Raw genomic sequence first — 21,240 nt, forward strand, 5'->3', positions numbered from 1 at the left:
CCGTGTGGGACGCCGAGGACGGCGGCACCGGCTGCGAGCGCGCTCGTGACGCCGTAGCGGGAATCCTCAATGACGACGCAGTCGCAGATGTCAACGCCGAGGCGCTCGGCGGCGAGCAGATACGGCTCCGGTGAGGGCTTGCCGGCAGAGACGTCCCGTGCCGTCACCACCGTGGCAAAGGGGTCGCCGCCGTGATCGGCAATGAGTGCCGTGACGAGCTCGGGCAGGGAGTTCGTGACGAGTGCGCACGGGATGCCTGCAGCGCGGACGGCGTCAAGAAGTTCACGTGCTCCGGGACGCCACGGCAGGCCACGTCGGGCCTCGGCGTGCACGTAGCTCGCGACCTCGGCGATGAGCGACTCCGGAGCATCCGTGATGTCGAAGGTCTCGGCAAACCAGCGTCCTGCCTTCTTGAGGTCTGCGCCGACAAGTTCGAGTTCTTGCTCGGGTGTGAGGGGCGGCAGGCCTCGGGCGTGCAGCATCGCCTCTTGGGCAGCGCGCCAGTGGGGCTCCGTGTCGACGAGCGTGCCGTCCATGTCCCAGAGAACGGCCGCCGGGAAGTAGGCGGTCACCTGGTTCAGTGTAGTCAGAACCGGGTGGCAATCCGGCGAGCGCGACAAGCCAGCCGCGGGCACTCGTGGAGCACCCCGCACGTATCCTGGTGGAACGTCCATTCCACGCATGAGGAGCACCGTGAACGATTTCGACGAGGCCAAGGCCCGCCGACCCAAGCACGCCGCCGAGCCGGACATCACGCCCCGGGAACAGGATGTTCGCTCCTTCTCCGACGGCCGCATCTTGCTGGTCGCGTTCAAGGGATGGAATGACGCTGGTGACGCAGCCACCGAGGCCGCCCGCCATGTGCAGGAGCGTCTCATCGAGAGTTCAGAGCGCGTGTGGGTGTGCGACGACGAACGCTTCTTTGACTATTCCCTTCACCGCCCGATCGTGCGCTTTGCTGAGGGTGGCGAGCGGGAGCTCGTGTGGCCGTCGGTGACCATGACCGGCCCGAAGGATCTCGAATCTGCTCGCGCCGCATCCATTGCTGTTGACGCGGAGATGTCGGTGTCCGGCGAGAACAGCAACATTTTTGTGCTCACGGGGATCGAACCGACCCTCAACTGGAAGAGCTTTGTCGAGTGCCTGTTTGAAGCGATCGACTACTTCGAGATCGACCGGATCATCCTCACAGGTGCCTTGCTCGCGGATACTCCGCACACGCGTCCGACCACGGTCTACGCCTCGAGTGAGCACCCCGGCGTGCGCGAAGAGCTCGGCGTGAGTCGGAGCGACTACGAGGGTCCGACGGGCATGCTCGGCCTCATCTCGAGTGCTGCCTACGCGGTGGGGATCCCCTGCGTGAGCTACTGGGCAGCGGTGCCGCACTACGCGAACACGACGCCCTCCCCCAAAGCCACGACCGCGCTCCTCGACAAACTCGAAGAGGTGCTCGACCTCACCATCTCGCGCGGTGAGCTCGTCGAAGAAGCGCAGCGCTGGCAGGAAGCCGTCAACGTGATCGCCAGTCAGGATGACGATCTGCGCGAGTACATTCGCGTGCTCGAGCACACCTACGACACGGTCGAGGCACCGGAAGCATCCGGCGAAGCAATCGCCCGCGAGTTCGAGCGCTATCTCGAGCAGTCTGCCAATACGACCAAGTCCACAGGTTCGGCAAGCCACCCGAGCGCACGACTGGATGCTGGCAGCGTAGTCTCAGCGCGCGAGGACACCGCCGACGAGCCGGGCGACGAGGGTGACAGTCAGGACACCGACCCCTCGTCGAACCCCGACGGTGAGCCGGAGACCGACGACGAGCGCGGCTAGCGGAGCTGGATGCCGAGGAGCGCGTCGATGAGCAGCGGCACGCCGTAGACATCCGCCTGTGACGTCTCGTCCGTGAGCTGAGGCTCGGCGGCGACCCAGGCATCCACGATCTCGAGCATGCGGGGCGTGTCGAGGTCATCCGCCATTGCCTCACGAAGCGCGGCCATGACGGGACCTTCTAGCTCCTCGGCCTGGGCTGTCTCGGGAAGCGTCGCAACGCGTGCGCACCAGCGTTCGAGGCGCGCGATCCCGTCCTGGAGCCCTTCTTCGGTCCACTCCCAGTCCTCGCGGTAGCGGTGCGCGAGAATCGCGAGGCGGATGGCACGGGGGTCGACACCGCGCTCGCGGAGCTTCGACACGAGCACGAGATTGCCGAGCGACTTCGACATTTTTTCGCCGTCGTAGGCGATGAGACCGGCGTGCGCGTAGCGGGTCGCGAACGGCTCCCCCGTCACCGCGCTCGCGTGCTGGGCTGACATCTCGTGGTGCGGGAAGCGCAGATCGCGGCCGCCACCCTGCAGCGTGATGTGTGTGCCGAGTTCGGCGTTCGCGATGATGGCGCACTCGACATGCCAGCCCGGGCGACCCGCACCAAAGTGGGTCTCCCACGCGGGCTCACCCTCGCGGGCTGCACGCCAGAGCAGCGGGTCGAAGGGGTCGCGCTTGCCGGGACGCTCCGGATCGCCACCGAACTCGCGAAACACGCGGTCAAGCTCGACATCGTCGAAGTGAGACACTGTGCCAAGCGGGAAGACACCATCGAGGTCTTCCGCAGCACGATGATCGAAGTAGAGATCACACGCATCCGCATCAACCGCTGCCGGTGTCGCGTCGGCAGCGATCGGCACCCGGTACGCGATCCCCTGCTCAAGAAGCTGGCCGATAGCGCTCGCGGTCTCCGGAATGATGTCCTGCACACGCACGTAGGCGTCCGGCGGGAGGATCCGCAGCGCTTCCATGTCGCCTCGGAAGAGATTCGTCTGGTCCTCGGCCAGGGCTCGCCAGTCAACGCCCGTCTTATCGGCTCGCTCGAGGAGCGGATCGTCGACATCCGTCACGTTCTGGGCGTAGTGGACAGTGATACCGGCATCGCGCCAGGCACGCTGCACGCTGTCGAAGGCGAGATAGGTCGCGGCGTGGCCAAGGTGCGTCGCGTCGTACGGCGTGATGCCGCACACGTAGAGCGTTGCTTCCGGACCCGTCTCGATGGTCTCGACCCGCTCGAGCGCGGAGTCGTAGAGCTTCAACGGGCGGCCCCGGCCGGGGGCACTCGGGAGGGAGGGAACAAGCCAGCTGGGGATGTGTTGCACGCTTGGAGCCTAGACGTGCACGCCGGAAAGCGGGTTCAAGATGCCGAAGGCGAGGCACATGAGGATGATCGTGCCGATGACGATGCGGTAGAGCACGAACGGCATAAAGCTGTGGTTCTCGATGTAGCGCATGAAGTACTTGATGACGAACCAACCCACGACACCGGCGACGATCGTCGCGAACATCGTCGGACCCCAACCAAGGCCGGTCGAGGTGCCGTCCTTGAGGGCCGAGACGAGCTCGTGCAGACCCGAACCGAAGACAGCAGGGATTGCGAGCAGGAAGCCGTAGCGGGCCGCCGAGGGGCGGTCGTAGCCGAGAAGACGGCCGGCCGTGATCGTGCCGCCAGAGCGCGAGACACCGGGGATGAGTGCGAGGGCCTGCGCGAAACCGTAGATGATGCCGTGCTTCACGGTGAGGTTCTCGAGGGTGAGGACCTTCTTTCCGAGCACGTCAGCGACACCGAGGATGACACCGAAGATGATGAGCGTCGCGCCGACGAACCAGAGGGAACGGAACTGGTCACGGATGAAGCCCTGCAGGAGCACGCCCAGGATGACGATCGGCAGCGTGCCGATGATGATGTACCACCCCATCCGCACATCCGGGTGGTCCTTCGCGACCTTGCCCGTGAAAGAGCCAAACCAGGCCTTCAGGATACGGACGATGTCGTTCCACACGTAGATGACGACGGCCGCCTCAGTGCCGATCTGCGTGATGGCCGTAAAGGTGGCCCCGGGGTCGCCACCGAACCATTCGCCAACGATGCGCAGGTGAGCACTCGAGGAGACGGGCAGAAACTCGGTGAGTCCCTGCACGAGTCCGAGGACGAATGCGGCTAGCCAATCCATGTGGTGTATCCCTTCTGGCTGCTCGTCGCGAGCAACGACGCGATGCTACGCGCCGAATCCCGAAGGACAGGTGCGGCGTGCCGAATGAATGTTCCGAGATGGAGCGATTGCCCAGCTCGTCCTCCTGGCGGTAGAGCGCGGGCAGCGTCCAGGGACTAGTACTCGAGCAGGAAGTCACGCAGCACGTGACGGCCGAATACCAGCGCGTCGAGCGGCACGCGCTCATCGATGCCGTGGAACATGCCCGGGAAGTCGAGCTCTGCCGGGAGCTTGAGCGGTGCGAAGCCATAGCCGTGGATGCCGAGCTTCGAGAGCGCCTTATTGTCGGTGCCAGCCGAGAGGAAGTACGGGATGACGCGGGCGCCCGGGTCGTGCTTGCGGAGCGCCGTCACCGCCGCGTCAAAGAGCGGGCCGCTCGCCGGAGCCTCGGCGCCCACATCCCGCCAGCTCACCTCGATCTCGACCTCGTCGCCGACGATCTGCTGAATCTCGCGGAGAATTTCGTCTTCTTTCCCCGGGAACGGGCGAACGTCAATCGCGACGGTCGCCTCCTCGGGGATGACGTTGTGCTTGTAGCCTGCCTGGAGCATCGTCGGGTTGCTCGTCGTGCGAAGGCTCGCCGTGAGGAAGCCTGCTGCCTTGCCCGAGTTCTCGGCGATCTTCTGCGGGTCGCTTGGGTCCATCTTGAGGAGCTCGGCAAGCTCGCGCACCATGCGTTCGGTCGTGTCGTTGAGCATGATCGGCCACTCGTGCTCGGCCAGGCGTGCGATCGCTCGGGCAAGCGTCGAGATGGCGTTCTGCTCGGCGGGGACGACGCGGGAGCCGTGGCCTGCGGGCTTGTGTACGCGCAGCTTGATCCAGAGCATTGCCTTCTCGCCGGTCTGCACGAGGTAGGCGCGCTCGTCACCGATCGTGACCGAGTAACCGCCCACTTCGGAGATCGCGGTCGTGGCGCCCTTGAAAAGTTCCGGGCGCTCGCGGACGGCATAGTGTGAGCCGAATTGGCCACCGTTCTCTTCGTCAGCGAACATCGCGACGATGAGGTCACGTGAGGGGCGCTGACCGTTTGCAAAGATCTCTTCGATCGCGGTGACGATCATGGCGTCCATGTTTTTCATGTCGACGGCGCCGCGACCCCAGACGCAACCGTCCTTGACGACCGCCTCGAAGGGGTTGACGCTCCACTGTGCCGGGTCGGCGGGGACGACATCCGTGTGGCCGTGCACGACGAGTGCGGGCTTCGAACGGTCCGTGCCCTCAATGCGGGTAACGAAGCTCGTGCGGCGGGGAGCTGACTCGAACATGTCGATCGTGAGACCGAGCTTCTCAAAACGAGCCGCCAGGAACTCGGCGCACTCGGTCTCCCCCTTCGACTTCCCCTCGCCGTAGTTGCTTGTGTCGAAGCGGATGAGCTCACGCGTGAGCTCAACGGTGGGGTCGTGGAGGAGCGTGTCGTCAGTCATGGCATCTACGGTACGCCTGCAGGTGCGTCGGGGAGGGGATGCGAGGCCTGCTTTCATGCGCGACACGCCGTGTGTGCCTCGATTCGCATTTTCGGAGAACGCCGGGTAATGTCTTACTTCGTGCTCAGGCACGCCACACCATGCGCGGGTGGCGGAATTGGCAGACGCGCTAGCTTGAGGTGCTAGTGCCCGTATTAGGGCGTGGGGGTTCAAGTCCCCCCTCGCGCACGAAGAGAAGGCCCCGGTCCTAGACCGGGGCCTTCGTCGTTTCTACCCCGTCATGGCAGGGATGCTGGCGAGTTGCTGGGAGCGTTCGATCTCTGCCGCGAGGCAGAGGGTCTTGGACTGATTGGGGCCGTAACGTTGCCACGGCACTGCGTCGCCCGAACACGGTGTCGTTGAGAGGAATTGTTGTGACCACTCCCCTGATCATGGCTGCGGACCAGTCAGCGCTTGGTACCTTCGGCCAGTGGGCCGTCGATGTAATGGGCCAGCTTGGCTCCTTCGGCATTGGTGTGCTGGTTGCTGCGGAAAACCTCTTCCCGCCGATCCCGAGCGAGGTCATCCTGCCGCTCGGTGGTTTTGCGGCTGCCCAGGGCAAGTTCACGCTCTTTGAGGCGATCCTCTGGGCAACGATCGGCTCGGTGGTGGGTGCGTACATGCTCTACGCGCTTGGCCGCCTGCTCGGCCACGACCGCATGGTCTGGATCGCCGACAAAATGCCGCTTGTTGACTCGAATGACATCAAGAAAACGGTTGGCTGGTTTGACCGCCACGGCACGAAGGCCGTCTTCTTCGGCCGCATGCTGCCCATTTTCCGTTCGCTGATCTCCATCCCGGCAGGTATCGAAAAGATGCCGCTCGTGAAGTTCGGTCTTCTCACGACCGCGGGATCGCTCATTTGGAACACGATTTTCGTCGTCGCCGGATTCGTCCTCGGTGAGAACTGGGACGTCGTTCTGCAGTACGCCGACATCCTGCAGAACATCGTCATCGTCGCCGTCCTCATTGGTATCGCCTGGTGGCTTGTGCAGAAGATTCGCAAGCACAACGCGCGAAAGCGTGCCGGCGCGGTGAACGCAGAGGCCGCAGCAAGCGACACGGACACACTGAACTAGCGCTTGGTTCTGCGGGGCGTCAGCACACGTGCTGGCGCCCCGTTGTCGTGTGTGAGGTGTCTTAGTGGAGCAGGCGCCGTAGCGCGTCAATGCGCTGCTGGAGTTGGGTGACTGTCGCCTGTGGCACGGCTGGCCCGCCGCACTGTCGGCGCAGTTGCGCGTGAATCATGCCGTGCGGTTGTCCGGACTGTTTTGCGTAGAGACCGACGAGTGAATTGAGGAGCGATCGCTGCTCCTTGAGTGAGCGATACATCGGCTGATGGTCGCGAGACACGGGCGGCTCGCCCTGCTTTCGCCGGCGCTCCTCCTGGATGCGGCTCTGGCGAGCCTGCCGCTGGGCGAGGACCTGGCGCACCTGTTCTGGCTCGAGGATGCCGGGCAGCCCGAGAAACTCGAGCTCCTCTTCGGAACCAACTTCGGCGGTGAAGCCGAAGTCGCCGCCGTCGTAGAGCACGCGCTCGAACGTGGCTTCTGAGGAGATCGCCTGGAAGCTGTAACGCTCGAGCTCGTCGGATGCCTGGTCGGGGCGCTCCGCCTCGGCGAGGAGATCTGCCTCCGGGCATTCCTCGCCATCGCCTGTGGTCTTGCGGTCGAGTGCGTGGTCGCGCTGGCGCTCGAGCTCTTTCGCGAGCGTCGTGAGCACGGGGACGGTCGGCAGGAACACGGTTGCGACTTCGCCGCGTCGGCGTGCGCGCACGAAGCGGCCGATTGCCTGCGCAAAGAAGAGTGGCGTGGAGGAGTTCGTGGCGTAGACACCCACGGCGAGGCGCGGCACGTCCACGCCCTCCGACACCATGCGGACGGCGACCATCCACCGCTCCTCGGGGTTGTTCGAGAAGGTCGAGATGCGCTCGGAGGCACCCTTGTCGTCGGAGAGGATGAGCGCCGGCCGCTCCCCCGTGATCTGTTCGAGGAGCGCCGCATAGGCGCGGGCATTGGCGTGGTCGGTGGCGATGACGAGGCCGCCCGCGTCGGGAAGGTGTTCGCGGGTTTCGGTGAGGCGCTTGTTCGCCGCGTGGAGCACCTGCGGCATCCACTGGCCTTCGGGGTCGAGCGCTGTGCGCCAGGCCTGCGCGGTGACGTCCTTCGTATTGTCTTCGGCAAGCCCCGCCGACATTTCTTCGCCATTGGTGTCACGCCAGCGCACGGAGCCGCCGTAGGACATGAACACGACCGGTCGCACGACGCCGTCGCCGAGGGCGCGCCCGTAACCGTAGGCGTAGTCGGTGACGGAGGTGCGGATGCCGTCTTCGTCGGGAGCGTAGGTGACGAAGGGAATGGGGGCCGTGTCCGAACGGAACGGCGTTCCCGTGAGGGAGAGGCGCCGTTCGGCGTGCTCGAAGGCCTCGCGGATGCCGTCACCCCAGCTCAGCGTGTCGCCGCCGTGGTGCACCTCATCGAGGATGACGAGCGTGCGGGCGTTTGCCGTCATCGTCGCGTGGACGCGCGGCTTCATGGCAACCTGCGCGTATGTCACTGCGGCACCGTGATACTCGCGTGAGAGGACACCGTGGGCGTTGCTGAACTTCGGGTCGAGCTTGATGCCGACGCGTGCCGCCGCCTCCGCCCACTGGGTTTTGAGGTGATCGGTTGGCGCGACGACGGTGACGCGATTGACGGTGCGGTTGTGGAGGAGCTCGGCGGCGAGTCGCAGCGCGAAGGTGGTCTTTCCTGCACCCGGGGTTGCGGCGGCGAGAAAGTCGCGCGGTTCGCGAGCGAAGTACGCGTCGAGTGCCTCCTGCTGCCACGCACGCAGACTTCCCGCGGTGCCTCGTGGGGCACGCTGCGGGAAGGCTGGTGAGAGGTGCTCTGCGGCGGAGGTGCCGGGAACACGCCCGGGTCGTTCCTCTGCCAGGTTATGCATCGGGGTGCGTGGCTCCGATCGGGCCGAGCAGCCACTGTGCGTAGGTGGCGCGGACGGAGCGGTCCTGCGAGGGGTGGTAGACGCTCGCAGCAACGTCGCGGTAGAGGCGGCTGAGCTCGTGACCTGCGCGGAACGAGGATCCGCCAACAACTTCGAGCGCCTCCTCGACCGTGCGGCGGGCCGCCTGCGTGGCGTGGAGCTTCGCGCCGGTGAGACGCGGGAACCATTCGGCGCCGTGCTCGGCGAGTTTGTCAACATCGCGGGCGGTGGCCTCGAGCGTCACACGGGCGTTCAGCTGGCGAAGGCCCATGCGGGCGACGATGTCGCGAATCTGCACGTCATCCGCGAAGGGGCGGTTGCCGGTGCTTCGGCTCGTGCGGTAGTGCGCAGCCTCCACGGCAAGGTCGATGGCACGCTCGCCGATGCCGAGGTAGACCGATCCGAGCAGCAGGAGGAAGTTTGAGAACACGGCGAACACGAACGGCTCCTGGTTGGGGCCGACTGGCAGCGAGGCGACGATGCGCTCGGGCGGGACGATAGCGCCCTTGAGCGTCGTCGAGCACGACTGTGAGGCGCGCATACCGAGGGTGTTCCAGTCGTCGTGGATGTGGATGCCGTCTTCGCCGCGGTGCAGGATGCCGTGGATGAGGCGCGGCTCAGCACCGGAGTCGTCTCGACCGAAGACGCCAAGACGCGTCCACACGGGGCTCAGCGAGGTGAAGATCTTCGTGCCGGAGTAGCGGTACGAGCCATCGGCGAGGCGTTCGGCGTTCACGACCGAGTCGAAGAGGACGGCGTCGTTGCCCGCCTCCGAGATGCCGAGCGCGTAGACGTGGCCGTCGGCGATGTCCTGAACGACCTGCGTGAGGCTGTTGTCGCCGCGTTCACTGAGCACGCGCGCCATGCCCGACCAGATGAGGTGCATGTTGACAGCGAGCGCTGTTGCCGGAGCTGCCGTGGCGAGACGGCGCTGCGCCTGGCAGGCCTCCTCGAGGGTTGCGCCGTGGCCGCCGAGCTCTTCGGGAATCATGAGCTTGAGATAGCCAACGTCGTGAAGCGCCTCGAGGTCGTCGTCAGGGAAGACATTTTCGCCGTCGGACCGAGCAGCGCGTTCGCGCATGTCGGTGAGCAGGTCATCGGGCAGAACTTCACAGGGGTCGATGGGCATGCTTCCAAGGTACTCGGCACCACCGACATTCCGAATTCAGCACCCCGGAGTGTGCCTCATGGGGTGGTCGAGTGGAGGGCGGCTACTTCGCGGAGTAGTCGAGGTCGGGCACCTGTTCCATGGCGCAGGCGTAGCCGAGGACGCCGAGGAGCATGTTTTCGGCGTCGTCGAACTGGTCGCGACGCTCATCCGGGAACACATCCGTCAGCACCACCTCGAGCGAGCGATCGGTGCACACCCACCCCGCCGTCACTTGCACCCCTGGTTCGCCGAAGATGTACCCCTGCCCAGGTGCCCCCTTCGGGTCGGCGATCGGCTCTCCCCCGGATGCCATCCATGACTCCGTGAGTTCTGCCGCCTTCGTCGGTGCTTCTTCCGCCGTGAACGGCGTCACGGTGATGTCGACCGTGCCGTGGGGTGAGTCGACATTGCACGCGAAGCCGTGCTCCTTAACAGTGCGCCAGTCCCCCGTCTGCATCGGCAGATTCGGGTTCCCGACGATGCGTTCAATGTTGAAGCGCGCCACGCCGTCGCAGGCCCACGGCCCTTCGGAGCTTGTCTGCGGCACTGGGATCTCGTCGAGCGGTGAGCATGCCGTGAGTGAGCAAGCGAGCAGCGCCACAAGCGGCACAGCCGCCACACGAGTCGCTGGCCAGCTCACGATAGCTCCTCGGTGAGGGCATACAGTGCGACAGCGCCAGCGGAGGCAACGTTGAGCGAATCGACACCGTGGAGCATCGGGATGATGACCGTCTGATCGGCGGCCATGAGCGCGTGGCTCGAGAGGCCGTCACCTTCGGTGCCGAGCGCGATGGCGACGCGTTCTGGCCGGTTCCGGGCAAAGTCTCGAAGCGACACGGCGCGCTCGTCGAGCGCGAGCGCCGCGATCGTGAAGCCGTGCTCGTGGAAGAGTGCCTGGCTTTCGCGCCAGCCGGGGAGCCGCGTCCACGGCACCTGCAGGACGGTGCCCATACTCACACGGACGCTGCGGCGGTAGAGCGGATCGGCGCACTGCTCGGTGACGAAGACGGCATCGGCGCCAAGGCCTGCGGCGGCGCGGAACGCAGCGCCCACATTCGTGTGGTCGACGATGTCTTCGAGGATGACGACGGTCCGCGCGTCGCGAAGGAGCTCTGCCGGGTCGGGCAACGCTGGCCGGTGGATGGACGCCAGCGCGCCGCGGTGCATTCGGAAGCCGGTGAGGTTTTCGAGTTGCTCGCTCGACCCGACGTAGACCGGGGTCTCGGGATGCTCAGCCAGCAGCGGCTCGATCGTCGGAATCCACTGCTCCTGTAGGAGTACCGCGCGCGGGGTGTGGCCTGCCGCGAGGGCACGCTCGATGACCTTGGGTGATTCGGCGAGGTAAAGCCCGCCTTCGGGTTCGAGCTTCCGGCGGAGGGCGACATCCGTGAGCTGGGTGAAGTCAGCGAGCTCAGGGATGTCGAGGCTCGTGAGGTCGATGCGGCGCATGCAGCTATTTTCTCGCGGCCGCACGTGTTGCGGCGACCTCCTGCGCTGCCGCGAGGAGGCGCTTCGCCGAGTGGTCCCAGCTGTACGCCGCTGCCCGCTCGGTGCCGCGCAGGGAATGCTGACGGAAGGTGTCGGTATCGGTGAGCGTGAGTGCTGCTTCGGCGAAGGCACGCGGCGAATCCGGATTCGCGAAGAGCGCCGCGTCCTCGGCCACTTCGCGGAAGATCGGGATGTCGCTGCACACGACCGGCGTACCAGCTGCCATCGCTTCAACGAGCGGTAGACCGAATCCTTCATTCCGGCTCGCCGTGGCGAGGGCTGTGGCACCTGCCAAGAGCTCCCGGTACTCCTCATCACTCACGCCCTGGTGGGCAACGATTGCGCCGGAGGGCGCGAGCGCTTCGAGTGCCGCGAGCTGTTCTGGCCGGATGCGGGAGCAAAGGTGCAGCGTCCATCCCGGCAGGTGCTGCATCGCCTTCGCGAGCGTCTCGACGTTCTTGTACGGCATGAACGAGCCCATGTACACGAGCGAGTGTTCACTCGGCGGCGTGGTGCGCGCAGCCGCAATGAAGTTCGGATCCGGCGCATTCGGCACGAGCGGCATGGGCTTCGTCGTGAGCTTGTGCTTGGTGAGGAGCTTCGCGGTCGTGTTCGAGATGACCGCCACCTGATCGGCGCCCCGCAAGAGCATCCGCTGCGGCGCGAAGGAAAGGTGGTACGCCCGCCAAAGCAGGCGGATCGGCCACGCAAATTGCGCGGGCGGTGTCCGGTTCTCGTAGTAGATGAGGTCGTGGATTGTGAGGATGAGGCCGTACTTGCGCCCGAGGCTTCCCATGGTCTGCATGGGTGAGATGACGACGTCTGGCTTGAGGCGATTCACGTGGCGTGCGACGAAGGGCTCTCCTGGGCTCGTCGGTGCGGGGATCATCTCCCACGGAAGGTCCGGCAGCAGCCGCAGCTGGCGTCCATCTGAGATGAGCATCGTCACCGGGTGGAGCTTGGCGAGCGCGGTGACGAGCTCGGCCGAGTATCGCGAGATGCCGTCGTGCCGGTCGGTGCGCACGTAGCGGCAGTCGAACAAGAGTTTCATCGGGTGGCCACTCCTCGCTCGCTGGGCGTCAGTCGCTCGCCAGGAATATCGAGCGTCTCCCGAAGGACGCGTGCGAGTGCTCGCGGCGTCTCGTAGTGGATGAGGTGTCCGACGCCCGCAATGACGTAGAGGCTGCTGCCGGGCATCCGCTCGACAAGCACGCGCTGAGCCGCCACCGGGGCGATCTGGTCGCGCTCCCCCGCCACCAGCACCGTGCCCACAGGGAACTTGTGCGCGTGCGCGGTGACGGAGTCGGAGACTGAAGCACGGAATGCGTCGAGCAGCGTCGTCCGGTCGAAGAAGTCCGAGAAGTGCCGGTCATGTTCCTCGTGGATCCAACGGCGCAGGCCTGAATGGTGCGTGGTCGCCATCACTTCACTCATGACGCGGGTGATGAGGCGGGACGCCATGAGCCGTTGGCCGAGGGACGCCGGTAGCCATGCACCGAGGCGGTAATACGCGATCGCGAGCTGTGTCGCGAAGCGATCCGGGCCCTCGAGCGCCGGCGAGGCGATCGGGTTCACGAGCACAATGCGGCGACTGCCACATACGCTCGGGTTTCGCGCAATGACGAGCGAACCGAAGGAATGGCCGAGCAGGATCGCTTGCCCTTTCGGGTCGACGCGCTCAAGGTAGCGACCGAGCCACCGCGAATAGGCATGGAGGTTATGTTCGCCCTCGAGCGGCGTCGATTCTCCGAAACCCGGGAGATCCGGCGCGAGAAACTCAACGTTCGGCAGCTCAGCAACAAGCGGCAGGAGGCCGTGGTGGGTACCGCGGAACCCGTGCACGAGGATGATCTTCGGCGCGTTGGCGTCGTCGTTCACGGTCGGATAGCGCCAGCTGCGCGTCCGAGAACCGCTGATGGGCGCGTCGATTCGCTCACTCGCACGCTGGGCGAGATGGCGGGTACTCGGAGCCTCAACAGGGAACATCGTGGAAGAGTGTAGTTCGACACCTCTCAAGTTCCCCCAAGGAGCCCTGCCGATGAGTTTCAACGCACCCCTGCATCTGCCCGGCCTCGAGCGTGACGAGCAGTGGCACAAGCGAGGCGTCTTTTATGAGGTGATGGTGCGTTCCTTCGCCGATTCAAACGGCGACGGGATTGGTGACTTCCAGGGCCTCATCGGCAAGCTCGACTATCTCCAGTGGCTCGGGATTGATGTGCTCTGGATTCCGCCATTCTTTGATTCGCCGCTTCGCGATGGTGGATATGACGTGGCGGATTACCGTTCGGTGCTCCCCGAATATGGTTCGCTCGACGATTTCCGCGAACTCGTGCACAAGGCGCACGAACGCAATATGCGCGTCGTCATCGACATGGTCATCAACCACACGAGTGATCAGCACGAGTGGTTCCAGCAGTCCCGCCAAGACCCGGATGGTCCGTACGGCGACTTCTATGTCTGGAGCGACACGGACGAGAAGTACGAGGACATCCGCATCATCTTTGTGGACACGGAAACCTCGAACTGGACCTTTGATCCGGTGCGTCGCCAGTATTTCTTCCACCGTTTCTTCTCGCACCAGCCGGACCTCAACTTCGAAAACCCGAAGGTTCGGGATGCGATGAAGGACGTCATGCGCTTCTGGTTTGACCTGGGCGTTGACGGCTGCCGACTTGACGCCATCCCCTACCTCTTTGAATCGGATGAGGGCAACGGTGAGGGCGAGCCTGCGACCCACGAATACATTCGCGAGTTGCGCGAGATGGTCGACACGGAATACCCCGGACGCATTCTTCTCGCCGAGGCAAACCAGTGGCCGAATGAGGTCGTTGACTTCTTGGGCACGAATGAGGCGCCGGAATGCCACATGGCCTTCGACTTCCCGACGATGCCGCGTATCTTCTATTCGCTTCGTTCGCAGCACAAGGGCGAGTTGCAGGCGATTCTCGAACAGCAGCTTGAGATTCCGGAGTCGAGCGCGTGGGGTGTGTTCCTTCGCAATCACGATGAGCTCACGCTCGAAATGGTGTCGGAGGAGTACCGCCAGGCAATGTACGGCTGGTACGCCTATGACCCGCGCATGCGCGTGAACATTGGTATTCGCCGCCGCCTGGCTCCCCTGCTCGACAATTCGCGTGCCGAGATCGAACTCGCGAACGCGATTCTTCTCTCCCTCAAGGGCGCGCCGTTCCTGTATTACGGCGACGAGATCGGCATGGGTGACAACATTTGGCTCGATGACCGTGACGCATCCCGTACGCCGATGCAGTGGACGCCCGACCGGAATGCGGGCTTCTCGACGGCAGACCCGGGGAAGCTTTACCTCCCGGTCGTGGATTCGCTCGTCTACAACTTCCGTCACGTGAACGTGGAGGCGCAGCTCGCGCAGTCGCGCTCGCTTCTGCAGTGGACGCGCTCGATGCTCCACATCCGCCGCCAACACCCCGTGTTTGGTCTCGGAGACCTCACGATTTGTGAAACGGACCACGATTCAGTGCTCGCGTACGTGCGCAGCTATGAGGGCGGTACGGATTCGCCGATTGCAGGTGAGCGCCCAGAGACGATTCTGTGCGCGTTCTCCTTCGCGCACCAGCCGGCGAGTGCGACGATCACGCTGCCCGACTATGAGGGCTGCCGTCTCTTCGACCTGTTTGGTGGTCAGGAGTTCCCGCGTGTAGGCGAGGACGGCACGGTGACGTTGACGTTTGGTTCGCAGACGTTCTACTGGCTGCACGTTGCGGACGCTGAGTTCTCGACGACGGCCACCACTTCGGTGCCCGTGATTCGGGCACTGCCGACTACTGAGGAGCGTGAACGCGCGTGAGTTGGATGTCGCGAGTCGCTGTTTTCGACACAGAGACCACGGGCGTCAAGCCGCTGGAGGACCGCATTGTGACGGCCTTTGTGGGCATGCTCGATGCGACTGGTGAAGTGGAACGTGGCACGGATTGGCTCGCCGATCCGGGTGTCGAAATCCCCGAGCAGGCGGCTGCGGTGCATGGCATCACGACCGAGATGGCCCGTGAAGAGGGTGAGCCAGCGGCTGTCGTTGTCGGCAAGGTGCGTGTGGCCATTGAATGGATTGCCGTGCACCGAGTGCCGCTCGTGGTCTTTAACGCGCCGTACGACTTGACGCTGCTGGATGCAGAGTGTCGTCGCTACGGGCTCGAGCCGGTTTCGCCGTTGCTCGGCGAGCAGGTGATTGACCCACTTGTGATCGACCGTGCTGTCGAGAAGTTCCGGAAGGGGAAGCGCACGCTCGTCGACCTGGCACCGGTCTACGGGGTTGAGCTTCTGGACGCACACTCGGCCGGGGATGACGCGATCGCTGCTGGGCAGCTTGCCCTTGCGATGGCCGCGAAATATCCAGAAGAGATCGGTGCACTCCCGCTCGATGAGCTGCATCGCCGCCAGGTGGCCTGGGCCGAAGCTCAGGCGAAGGACTTCGAGGAGTACATGCGCCGGGCCCGCGACCCAGAGTTCACCGCCGACCGCGGGTGGCCTGTCAAGCGGTAGGCGCGCCGTCTATCGGCTCATTCATGTCCTCGCCGGCTAGTGCGAAAACATCCCCACTCATCACTTTCGCGAGTCGCTGAGCAAGACTGAGCCCGAGCTCCACTGCTCGTGGCGTGACGATCGCCTCGTGGAGAAATCCAGGCACTGTGAGTTGCTCACTGAGCGCTGGGAAGAGCCGATCCACTTCGCTTTCATCCTCAACACGCATTGGCGCGTAAAGCGAGAGGACAGGGCCCGTAGCGTCACAAATTGCGATCGCCGTTCCATGGTCGATTGACTGGAACGTGAGCGGAGTTGTGCTCTCCGCTTCCGCGATCTCCCCGAGCATCGCGGGCAGGATGGGGCGCGTTCCAGAGAAGAGAATGTCGTAGCTCAAGCGTCGTTCTCCTGTTTTTCGTCGCTTGTCGTCGAATCCGACTCCGATTCCGTCGACTCGTGAGCGACGTTGAACGCATCAACATCAGCAAGTGCATCGTCACCAAAGCGGGCGGCGAACGACGCTCTCGCACGAGCTTGTAGGTCGTCGCCGAGCCCAGCCAAGGTTGCGGTGCCGATACCTCCCTCGAGGGCAGCCGGTCCCAGTGCGTAGCTTAACGCCGCAAGTTCCTCGATGTTGTCGGACTCTGGTTCGTGCCCAAGCTCCACCATGAGGTTGGGTACGCGACGAGGGCCGAGGAACTCAGCCTGGAAGTGTTCTTCGATGAGGGCTCGTCGTTCGAGGATTCCGAATCGGCGCAAACCGGTCGCGCCGATCATGAGGACCATGGGCAGCGAAGGGATGCGCACCCATGGCCACACCGAGAGGTCGTGGGGTCCGGCAGTCCCGTACGCAGTTGCGTTCAGCAGATTTCCCGGGAGCGTGGCAAGCATCCGCATGGTGTCGGCGACCTGTTCCCAGCGGCCATCGTCCTCGGCCTCACGAGGCCCAAGGCATGCCTTGAGATGGATGACTTCGTCGATCCCGAGCGAGGACGGTATCCCGCGGATATCCAGGGTGATGCGATGTCCGTTCTCATCTTGGCCACTTGCGAAGCACTGAACCGGTCCGGACAGGCGTCCTTCCATGTACTGGCCAGGCTCGTTATCGAGCCATGGCAAGACCAGTGGCTCTCTCAGTCCCCACGTCATGATCGGCTCGTCAAGCAGTGCCTCTGCGAGTTTCAACCCTGTTGAACCGATCTTGGAACGTGCGCTCGAGTGGTGCCGGAACCGAACCGCAATTTCCACAATCTCTGTCAGCGTGAACGATGACAGCTCCGCCTCAGCATGTTCTTCAGCAAGAACTGGCTCAGGAAGGGGTCGAAGTGCATCGGCTGGTGACTCGTATCGGATGCCGGTGTTGGCGTCCCGGAGACCGTTCTCGGTGCTCACCATCCACACTCCGACGTGATCACTGAGAAACGCGTGAAGCGCCGGTGTGAGCCGCGACCCATTGGACGTGATGAGGAGCGTACGGCGACGCTCCCTCGCCGCTTCGACGATGAGATGAAGTCGAGCCTCGCTCAGATGCACGATGGGAGCGGCGCTCGTGGTGACCACGAAGCCAGCTCCCATGGCATCAGCCGCTGGATTTTCTCGCACCGGCACGACGGGTGAGGGTCGCTGGAATGCGTGACGTCGAGGAATAGGCTGCTTGCTGGGCTCCACGCGGCCACAGCATAGCTGGCTGCGGCAACTCCTTAATCGGTGTCGATAGGATCAGGGGCCGTACCTGACGGGAGGGTCATGTCACTCGAAGAGATTGCACGTTGGCAGCGTCAGATCGTGGACGCATGGTGGGATGCCCTGCCTCGAGACGGATGGACATTGACCTTTGCCGTGTGGTCGCGCGTCGTGGAGAGTACGATGCGGGAGATTGCTGTGATTCATGAGGACGGCACCGAAACGTTTGTGCCGTTCCCGGAGTCCATGACGGAAGCAATCGTTGGATATCGCGAAGCGCTCGCTGACCCACACGGCGGCGGCTGGCCAATTGCCTTCCAGATGCGGATGAATGGTGAAGGCGAAGCACAAATGCGTGTGGTCTGGAACGACCAAGTCTGGTTTGGTCTGCACCCCGGCGCTCCGCTCCAGCCTCCGACGGACCCGACAGCGGATGTCGTGCCCACGCCAGAAATGTGGCGTCTTGAACTTGAAATGCATCCGCGTGCTCAGGATGCAATTCCTGACTGGTGGCGCTTCATGGTTGACGGCGGTCAAGGCGCGCCATCTACTTCGGAGCTCGATGAATCGGGTGCGCAACGTGTGCTCGTGAGTCGCGACGAAGCGTTGGCGAGCGAGATGGCGATCCCCGGATCGGTGCAGCTGATGGACGGCGCCTGGGGCTGGGACCGACTCGTTGAGGAAGTCCACGACGCGGTCAACAAGGTCGTGGCGGCTTCTGCCCACTTCGACGAGGCTCCTGGCCAGCCGCTCGAACAGTCCGTTCTTGACGACTTGACAGGTGAGGTTATGGCTGACCTGCGTTCGCTGCACAGTGAGTGGCCATCCGGCACACCCATCCGCCTCTTGCGGGAATGGAACGAGCGCCATGGCCTGCGTGATCCCGAAGGGCTCGGTGAAGTTGACCCGCAGGTGCGCGTGAGTGAGGCAGCACAGCGTAGCTTGCCGCTCAAGAACGTCATGGCGCTGCTGGACGGGATTCTCCTCGAATTGGGTGGCTACATGCTTCGAGTGAGGTGCACGCGACACGCATCGCGACCGTAGTTGGACGCGATGGGGAGTTCTCCCCAGCGACATACCTCGGTCCCAGACATTACGCTTCACGTGAAGACTGACTTGGGGTGATGCGTGTGGCGACGGGAATGTTCGGAGCGAACGTTGAAGAGCTCATGGAACTCGCCGGTGAGTTCGAGCGTTACGCCGGGGTCGCGGAAGAATCATCCCGCACCGTCGCCTCTGCAATCGACTCCGTGGCGTGGATGGGAGCTGATGCTGTCCGCTTCACCCAGAGCTTCGGTGAAAGCATTCCCTCTGGGCTGAACGAGCTTGCTGACCTCAACATTGGGCGCCACGACCACCTGGGTGAACAGGCAGAGACACAGGTTCAAGCCTCGCTTCCCGGTTCCGGAGGCGGCTGCTTGGAAGGTGTTGGTGACTTCCTGAAAGGCGTCTTTGTTGACGGCCTCTGGGGAGACATCAAGGGCATCGTGGACATCTTCACCGATCCAATTGGATTCCTGAAGGGGCTTGCTGGGCTCGTAGGCATTGATCTCTCTGGCAACAATCGGAGTTGGTGGGAGACCTTCAGTTCTTCTTGGGGAAGCGTGCTCCGCGACTTCTTCGCGGTCGACATGTGGGGAGAGGATCCTGCGCGCGCACTGGGTAAGGTCCTGTGGAACGTTGGTTCATGCTTCATACCCGGCTACAACGTCGCAAAAATCGCCAAGATTCTGCGCAAGGTGGACGTCCCGGATGCTCCACCCGCGGGTAAGGTCGACGCTCCTGAGGGAAAGAAGCCCGACACAGATACTGATACGAAGTCGAAGGACCCGGAGGGTGGTCCCGCGGAGCACCTTCCGCCTGGCGCCGAGCGCCTGCCCGACGGTTCGATCAAGACAAGTGACGGGCGCGTGTTTGACCCGGATCATCAGGTCAACGGTGTTGATCCTCAGCGAAAGTCGGGGACGCCTGACCCTCGGATCAACCGCGACGTCACTGACCCGAACTCGACGTTCAAAGAGAACTCGATGTATACGACGTCGGATGGTCAAACATTCATCACGAATGACAAGGGCCTCGTCGAGTATTCGTCAATCACCCGCAAGGGTTCCGAACTTCCCGGCGACCGCTCCGATATCCCAGGTCCCGCAGCAAAGGAATACGCTCACTACGATGTCGGCGATGAACGGGGTCACCACAATCCTGACTTCATGGGTGGAACCAACGACAACATCAATCTGACTGAGCAGTCCCCCGGTGCGAACCGAGGCGTGGATCGGCCTGGCAGCAACGGGGCAGCCCATCAACAGGTTCTGGAAACGCGTACCCGCGACTATATGGAGGCACATCCAGACGAGTCCATTACGTGGGAGCGCAGGACCCACTATGACGACAATGGTCACGCCGTTGGCTATGAGGTCCGTGTTTCGGGAGCTGATGGTAAGCCCATTGATCTCAGCAACGGCAACCGAGATTCGTTGAAACCAAACGATGAAGGTTGGACGCTCATCGAGGACTAACCTAGGCGGGTTTCGGGTCGTTGTCTCAAGATTCATTCACTCCCTTGCGACACGATTGCAGGCGTGATGTGACGTCCTTTCGGAAGGAGAGGAACTATGCCCGGCGCTGACGAGCAGGCTCGATCTTTTGCAGCATCGCTTCGAGACCTGCTGTGGAATCGATTTGGTGGTTTCAACTCGCTGACGGTGTCGTGGCCCGAGGCCTCTCCTGATGGAACCGCTGGTGTTGCGAAGCTCATGCGTGACAATCACCCGCTCACGGGCGACGAGCGTCAACAGCTTGACGGTCTGCTTGGTGTGTTTGCTGCGGAACATGGTTCGATGCCGGACACGCTCGACCTGTATTTCAGCGGTGAAGGTCCCGGTGTTGGCATTGAGCCGTACTGGGCTCCTCGGGGTGGCAATGAGCGAATCGCTGCTGGTGTTGCTCGAGATGAGGTAGTTCTCACTGCTCGACTCGCGCACCTGCGACCTCTCGCGGGCGTCGGAAAATTCCTGTCCCAGCTGGATGCCCGAGTCTGCACAGCTGCACAGTCGCTGACTGGCCAGGACGCTGCGGCGTTCACTGGTGAGCAGGGCGCAGACGCACAGCGAGAGTTGCGAATTCGCGTGGCTCAGGAGGTCTCGAGCGCGATGGGAACCGTCATTCGCCTCATGAATGCTGGCCAGGCGGCAGAGCTCTATGCAGCGTGGGCACACACGATTGGCAGGGAAGATCTCATGACACCAGGACCGCTCGATGAAGCGAGTGCCAACAAGGTGCTCATGGTTGCAGCGAAGTTAAACCCCTCCGCGGCGGTGCTCATGGAGCAGCTTCCCCAGGTTCTAGAGGATTTCGCCCTGGACCTCATGGCATCCCGCTTCGACTAGGGCCACCCACCCATCTAGCTTTGATCAATTTGGGCTGTCTCCCGACACAGGGAGGAGCACATGTCTGTGATGAATGATGTCGCTGTGCGTACTCCCCAAATGGAATCAGCCTCGACCGTGCTGCGCACCGAATGAGGATCACGTCACCCGCGCGCAGCAGGAGCACGATCGGGGCGGGTCCTATTTTGTGCATCGTCTGCGGACAGTCCCGGGCGCTAGGAGCCACGCGGAGAGGATCAGTCGATCGATGACGACGCTGGCAAGACTGTGGGCATCGAAACGTGCGCCCGCCATTCACCGACAGCATCGAGATCTGTGGTCAAGAGCGCAGTCACGCCCAGATCGGCAAACGAGGGTTAGCGGCAGAAATGTGTGTATGGCTGTCGGCGTGTCATGGGTGCCAGCGGCCTGCCCAGCCCTTCTGGATGCCGTTGCCGTCTTCCCATGAGAATGCGGTGCCGGGTTGTGGCCCGTCGGGTTCGTCGACCCGGCCGTTGGTTCGGGCTCGCTGCTGTTGAAGTTTGCGAAGGTGCTCGGAAAAGAGAACGTTCGGCAGGGGTTCT

At 63.6% G+C, this 21,240-nt stretch carries 18 protein-coding genes, 1 tRNA gene and 1 pseudogene; 8 read left to right on the forward strand and 12 right to left on the reverse strand.

Annotated features, from left to right (window positions below; translation table 11 throughout):
* Window positions 1–20: 20 nt before the first annotated feature.
* A pseudogene (locus ZAL01S_RS10620) lies at window positions 21–797 on the reverse strand (HAD family hydrolase); the annotation flags it as partial.
* Between ZAL01S_RS10620 and ZAL01S_RS08735 the strand changes: the two are divergent.
* The gene (locus tag ZAL01S_RS08735; protein WP_066082301.1) at window positions 694–1,827 is read left to right on the forward strand and encodes a PAC2 family protein; all 1,134 of its coding nucleotides are present in this window, start codon (window positions 694–696) and stop codon (window positions 1,825–1,827) included. The pseudogene ZAL01S_RS10620 and the gene ZAL01S_RS08735 overlap by 104 nt on opposite strands.
* On the opposite strand, the gene mshC is transcribed toward ZAL01S_RS08735, so the two are convergent.
* The 3 genes from mshC to ZAL01S_RS08750 form a co-directional block, all read right to left on the reverse strand.
* Window positions 1,824–3,128 carry a cysteine--1-D-myo-inosityl 2-amino-2-deoxy-alpha-D-glucopyranoside ligase gene (gene mshC / locus ZAL01S_RS08740; protein ID WP_066082342.1) on the reverse strand — a complete coding sequence of 435 codons (1,305 nt, stop codon included), beginning with the start codon at window positions 3,126–3,128 and terminating at the stop codon, window positions 1,824–1,826. The genes ZAL01S_RS08735 and mshC overlap by 4 nt on opposite strands.
* A gap of 18 nt (window positions 3,129–3,146) precedes the next feature.
* The gene (locus ZAL01S_RS08745) at window positions 3,147–3,989 is read right to left on the reverse strand and encodes an undecaprenyl-diphosphate phosphatase (protein WP_066082303.1); all 843 of its coding nucleotides are present in this window, start codon (window positions 3,987–3,989) and stop codon (window positions 3,147–3,149) included.
* Window positions 3,990–4,144: 155 nt separating this feature from the next.
* Window positions 4,145–5,452 (reverse strand): M20/M25/M40 family metallo-hydrolase, encoded by a 1,308-nt coding sequence (locus ZAL01S_RS08750; RefSeq protein ID WP_066082306.1) that lies wholly within the window; start codon window positions 5,450–5,452, stop codon window positions 4,145–4,147.
* Window positions 5,453–5,594: 142 nt separating this feature from the next.
* On the opposite strand from ZAL01S_RS08750, the gene ZAL01S_RS08755 reads away from it, so the two are divergent.
* Window positions 5,595–5,680, forward strand: a tRNA-Leu gene (locus ZAL01S_RS08755).
* A gap of 185 nt (window positions 5,681–5,865) precedes the next feature.
* Complete coding sequence (locus ZAL01S_RS08760; RefSeq protein ID WP_244875378.1) at window positions 5,866–6,570, forward strand: DedA family protein; 705 nt, start codon at window positions 5,866–5,868, stop codon at window positions 6,568–6,570.
* Between the two features lie 61 nt (window positions 6,571–6,631).
* Here the strand turns inward: ZAL01S_RS08760 and ZAL01S_RS08765 are convergent, their stop codons facing one another.
* From ZAL01S_RS08765 to ZAL01S_RS08790, 6 genes are all read right to left on the reverse strand, one after another.
* The gene (locus ZAL01S_RS08765; RefSeq protein WP_066082309.1) at window positions 6,632–8,434 is read right to left on the reverse strand and encodes a DEAD/DEAH box helicase; all 1,803 of its coding nucleotides are present in this window, start codon (window positions 8,432–8,434) and stop codon (window positions 6,632–6,634) included.
* Complete coding sequence (locus ZAL01S_RS08770; protein WP_306301603.1) at window positions 8,427–9,602, reverse strand: acyl-CoA dehydrogenase family protein; 1,176 nt, start codon at window positions 9,600–9,602, stop codon at window positions 8,427–8,429. The genes ZAL01S_RS08765 and ZAL01S_RS08770 overlap by 8 nt, the downstream gene beginning before the upstream one ends.
* An 82-nt stretch (window positions 9,603–9,684) precedes the next feature.
* Window positions 9,685–10,263: a hypothetical protein gene (locus ZAL01S_RS08775; RefSeq protein WP_066082311.1), complete on the reverse strand. Its 579-nt coding sequence runs from the start codon at window positions 10,261–10,263 to the stop codon at window positions 9,685–9,687.
* On the reverse strand, window positions 10,260–11,072 hold the full coding sequence (locus tag ZAL01S_RS08780; RefSeq protein WP_066082313.1) for a TrmH family RNA methyltransferase: 813 nt from the start codon (window positions 11,070–11,072) through the stop codon (window positions 10,260–10,262). Before ZAL01S_RS08780 ends, ZAL01S_RS08775 begins: the two co-directional genes overlap by 4 nt.
* A gap of 4 nt (window positions 11,073–11,076) precedes the next feature.
* Window positions 11,077–12,162 carry a glycosyltransferase family 4 protein gene (locus ZAL01S_RS08785; protein WP_066082316.1) on the reverse strand — a complete coding sequence of 362 codons (1,086 nt, stop codon included), beginning with the start codon at window positions 12,160–12,162 and terminating at the stop codon, window positions 11,077–11,079.
* Complete coding sequence (locus tag ZAL01S_RS08790; RefSeq protein ID WP_083523224.1) at window positions 12,159–13,097, reverse strand: alpha/beta fold hydrolase; 939 nt, start codon at window positions 13,095–13,097, stop codon at window positions 12,159–12,161. Before ZAL01S_RS08790 ends, ZAL01S_RS08785 begins: the two co-directional genes overlap by 4 nt.
* A gap of 52 nt (window positions 13,098–13,149) precedes the next feature.
* Here ZAL01S_RS08790 and treS point away from each other — a divergent pair, with 52 nt between their 5' ends.
* Both treS and ZAL01S_RS08800 read left to right on the forward strand, forming a co-directional pair.
* Complete coding sequence (gene treS / locus ZAL01S_RS08795) at window positions 13,150–14,934, forward strand: maltose alpha-D-glucosyltransferase (RefSeq protein WP_066082318.1); 1,785 nt, start codon at window positions 13,150–13,152, stop codon at window positions 14,932–14,934.
* A 5-nt stretch (window positions 14,935–14,939) separates the two neighbouring features.
* Window positions 14,940–15,626, forward strand: coding sequence for an exonuclease domain-containing protein (locus ZAL01S_RS08800; RefSeq protein WP_066082320.1), 687 nt, complete (start codon window positions 14,940–14,942; stop codon window positions 15,624–15,626).
* Here ZAL01S_RS08800 and ZAL01S_RS08805 read toward each other — a convergent pair.
* Both ZAL01S_RS08805 and ZAL01S_RS08810 read right to left on the reverse strand, forming a co-directional pair.
* Window positions 15,616–16,002: a hypothetical protein gene (locus ZAL01S_RS08805; RefSeq protein WP_066082323.1), complete on the reverse strand. Its 387-nt coding sequence runs from the start codon at window positions 16,000–16,002 to the stop codon at window positions 15,616–15,618. The genes ZAL01S_RS08800 and ZAL01S_RS08805 overlap by 11 nt on opposite strands.
* On the reverse strand, window positions 15,999–17,273 hold the full coding sequence (locus ZAL01S_RS08810) for a DUF6177 family protein (protein ID WP_306301604.1): 1,275 nt from the start codon (window positions 17,271–17,273) through the stop codon (window positions 15,999–16,001). The genes ZAL01S_RS08805 and ZAL01S_RS08810 overlap by 4 nt, the downstream gene beginning before the upstream one ends.
* 78 nt (window positions 17,274–17,351) lie before the next feature.
* Between ZAL01S_RS08810 and ZAL01S_RS08815 the strand changes: the two genes are divergently transcribed.
* From ZAL01S_RS08815 to ZAL01S_RS08825, 3 genes are all read left to right on the forward strand, one after another.
* A complete protein-coding gene (locus tag ZAL01S_RS08815; protein WP_066082327.1) occupies window positions 17,352–18,332 on the forward strand; it encodes a hypothetical protein in 981 nt (326 codons plus the stop codon).
* A 125-nt stretch (window positions 18,333–18,457) separates the two neighbouring features.
* A complete protein-coding gene (locus ZAL01S_RS08820; RefSeq protein ID WP_159421663.1) occupies window positions 18,458–19,807 on the forward strand; it encodes a DNA/RNA non-specific endonuclease in 1,350 nt (449 codons plus the stop codon).
* Window positions 19,808–19,903: 96 nt separating this feature from the next.
* Window positions 19,904–20,677 carry a hypothetical protein gene (locus ZAL01S_RS08825; RefSeq protein ID WP_066082332.1) on the forward strand — a complete coding sequence of 258 codons (774 nt, stop codon included), beginning with the start codon at window positions 19,904–19,906 and terminating at the stop codon, window positions 20,675–20,677.
* Window positions 20,678–21,240 lie beyond the last annotated feature (563 nt).

It is taken from the genome of [Zimmermannella] alba NBRC 15616 (genome assembly GCF_001570905.1).
Taxonomy (GTDB): domain Bacteria; phylum Actinomycetota; class Actinomycetes; order Actinomycetales; family Microbacteriaceae; genus Pseudoclavibacter; species Pseudoclavibacter albus.

Bases quoted from the DNA above. Each gene is read 5' to 3' on its own strand.
- ZAL01S_RS08745 (WP_066082303.1), bottom strand. From the start codon at position 3,989: ATGGATTGGCTAGCCGCATTCGTCCTCGGACTCGTGCAGGGACTCACC.
- ZAL01S_RS08750 (WP_066082306.1), bottom strand. From the start codon at position 5,452: ATGACTGACGACACGCTCCTCCACGACCCCACCGTTGAGCTCACGCGT.
- ZAL01S_RS08765 (WP_066082309.1), bottom strand. From the start codon at position 8,434: ATGCATAACCTGGCAGAGGAACGACCCGGGCGTGTTCCCGGCACCTCC.
- ZAL01S_RS08770 (WP_306301603.1), bottom strand. From the start codon at position 9,602: ATGCCCATCGACCCCTGTGAAGTTCTGCCCGATGACCTGCTCACCGAC.
- ZAL01S_RS08780 (WP_066082313.1), bottom strand. From the start codon at position 11,072: ATGCGCCGCATCGACCTCACGAGCCTCGACATCCCTGAGCTCGCTGAC.
- ZAL01S_RS08785 (WP_066082316.1), bottom strand. From the start codon at position 12,162: ATGAAACTCTTGTTCGACTGCCGCTACGTGCGCACCGACCGGCACGAC.
- ZAL01S_RS08790 (WP_083523224.1), bottom strand. From the start codon at position 13,097: ATGTTCCCTGTTGAGGCTCCGAGTACCCGCCATCTCGCCCAGCGTGCG.
- treS (WP_066082318.1), top strand. From the start codon at position 13,150: ATGAGTTTCAACGCACCCCTGCATCTGCCCGGCCTCGAGCGTGACGAG.
- ZAL01S_RS08800 (WP_066082320.1), top strand. From the start codon at position 14,940: ATGTCGCGAGTCGCTGTTTTCGACACAGAGACCACGGGCGTCAAGCCG.
- ZAL01S_RS08815 (WP_066082327.1), top strand. From the start codon at position 17,352: ATGTCACTCGAAGAGATTGCACGTTGGCAGCGTCAGATCGTGGACGCA.
- ZAL01S_RS08820 (WP_159421663.1), top strand. From the start codon at position 18,458: ATGGAACTCGCCGGTGAGTTCGAGCGTTACGCCGGGGTCGCGGAAGAA.
- ZAL01S_RS08825 (WP_066082332.1), top strand. From the start codon at position 19,904: ATGCCCGGCGCTGACGAGCAGGCTCGATCTTTTGCAGCATCGCTTCGA.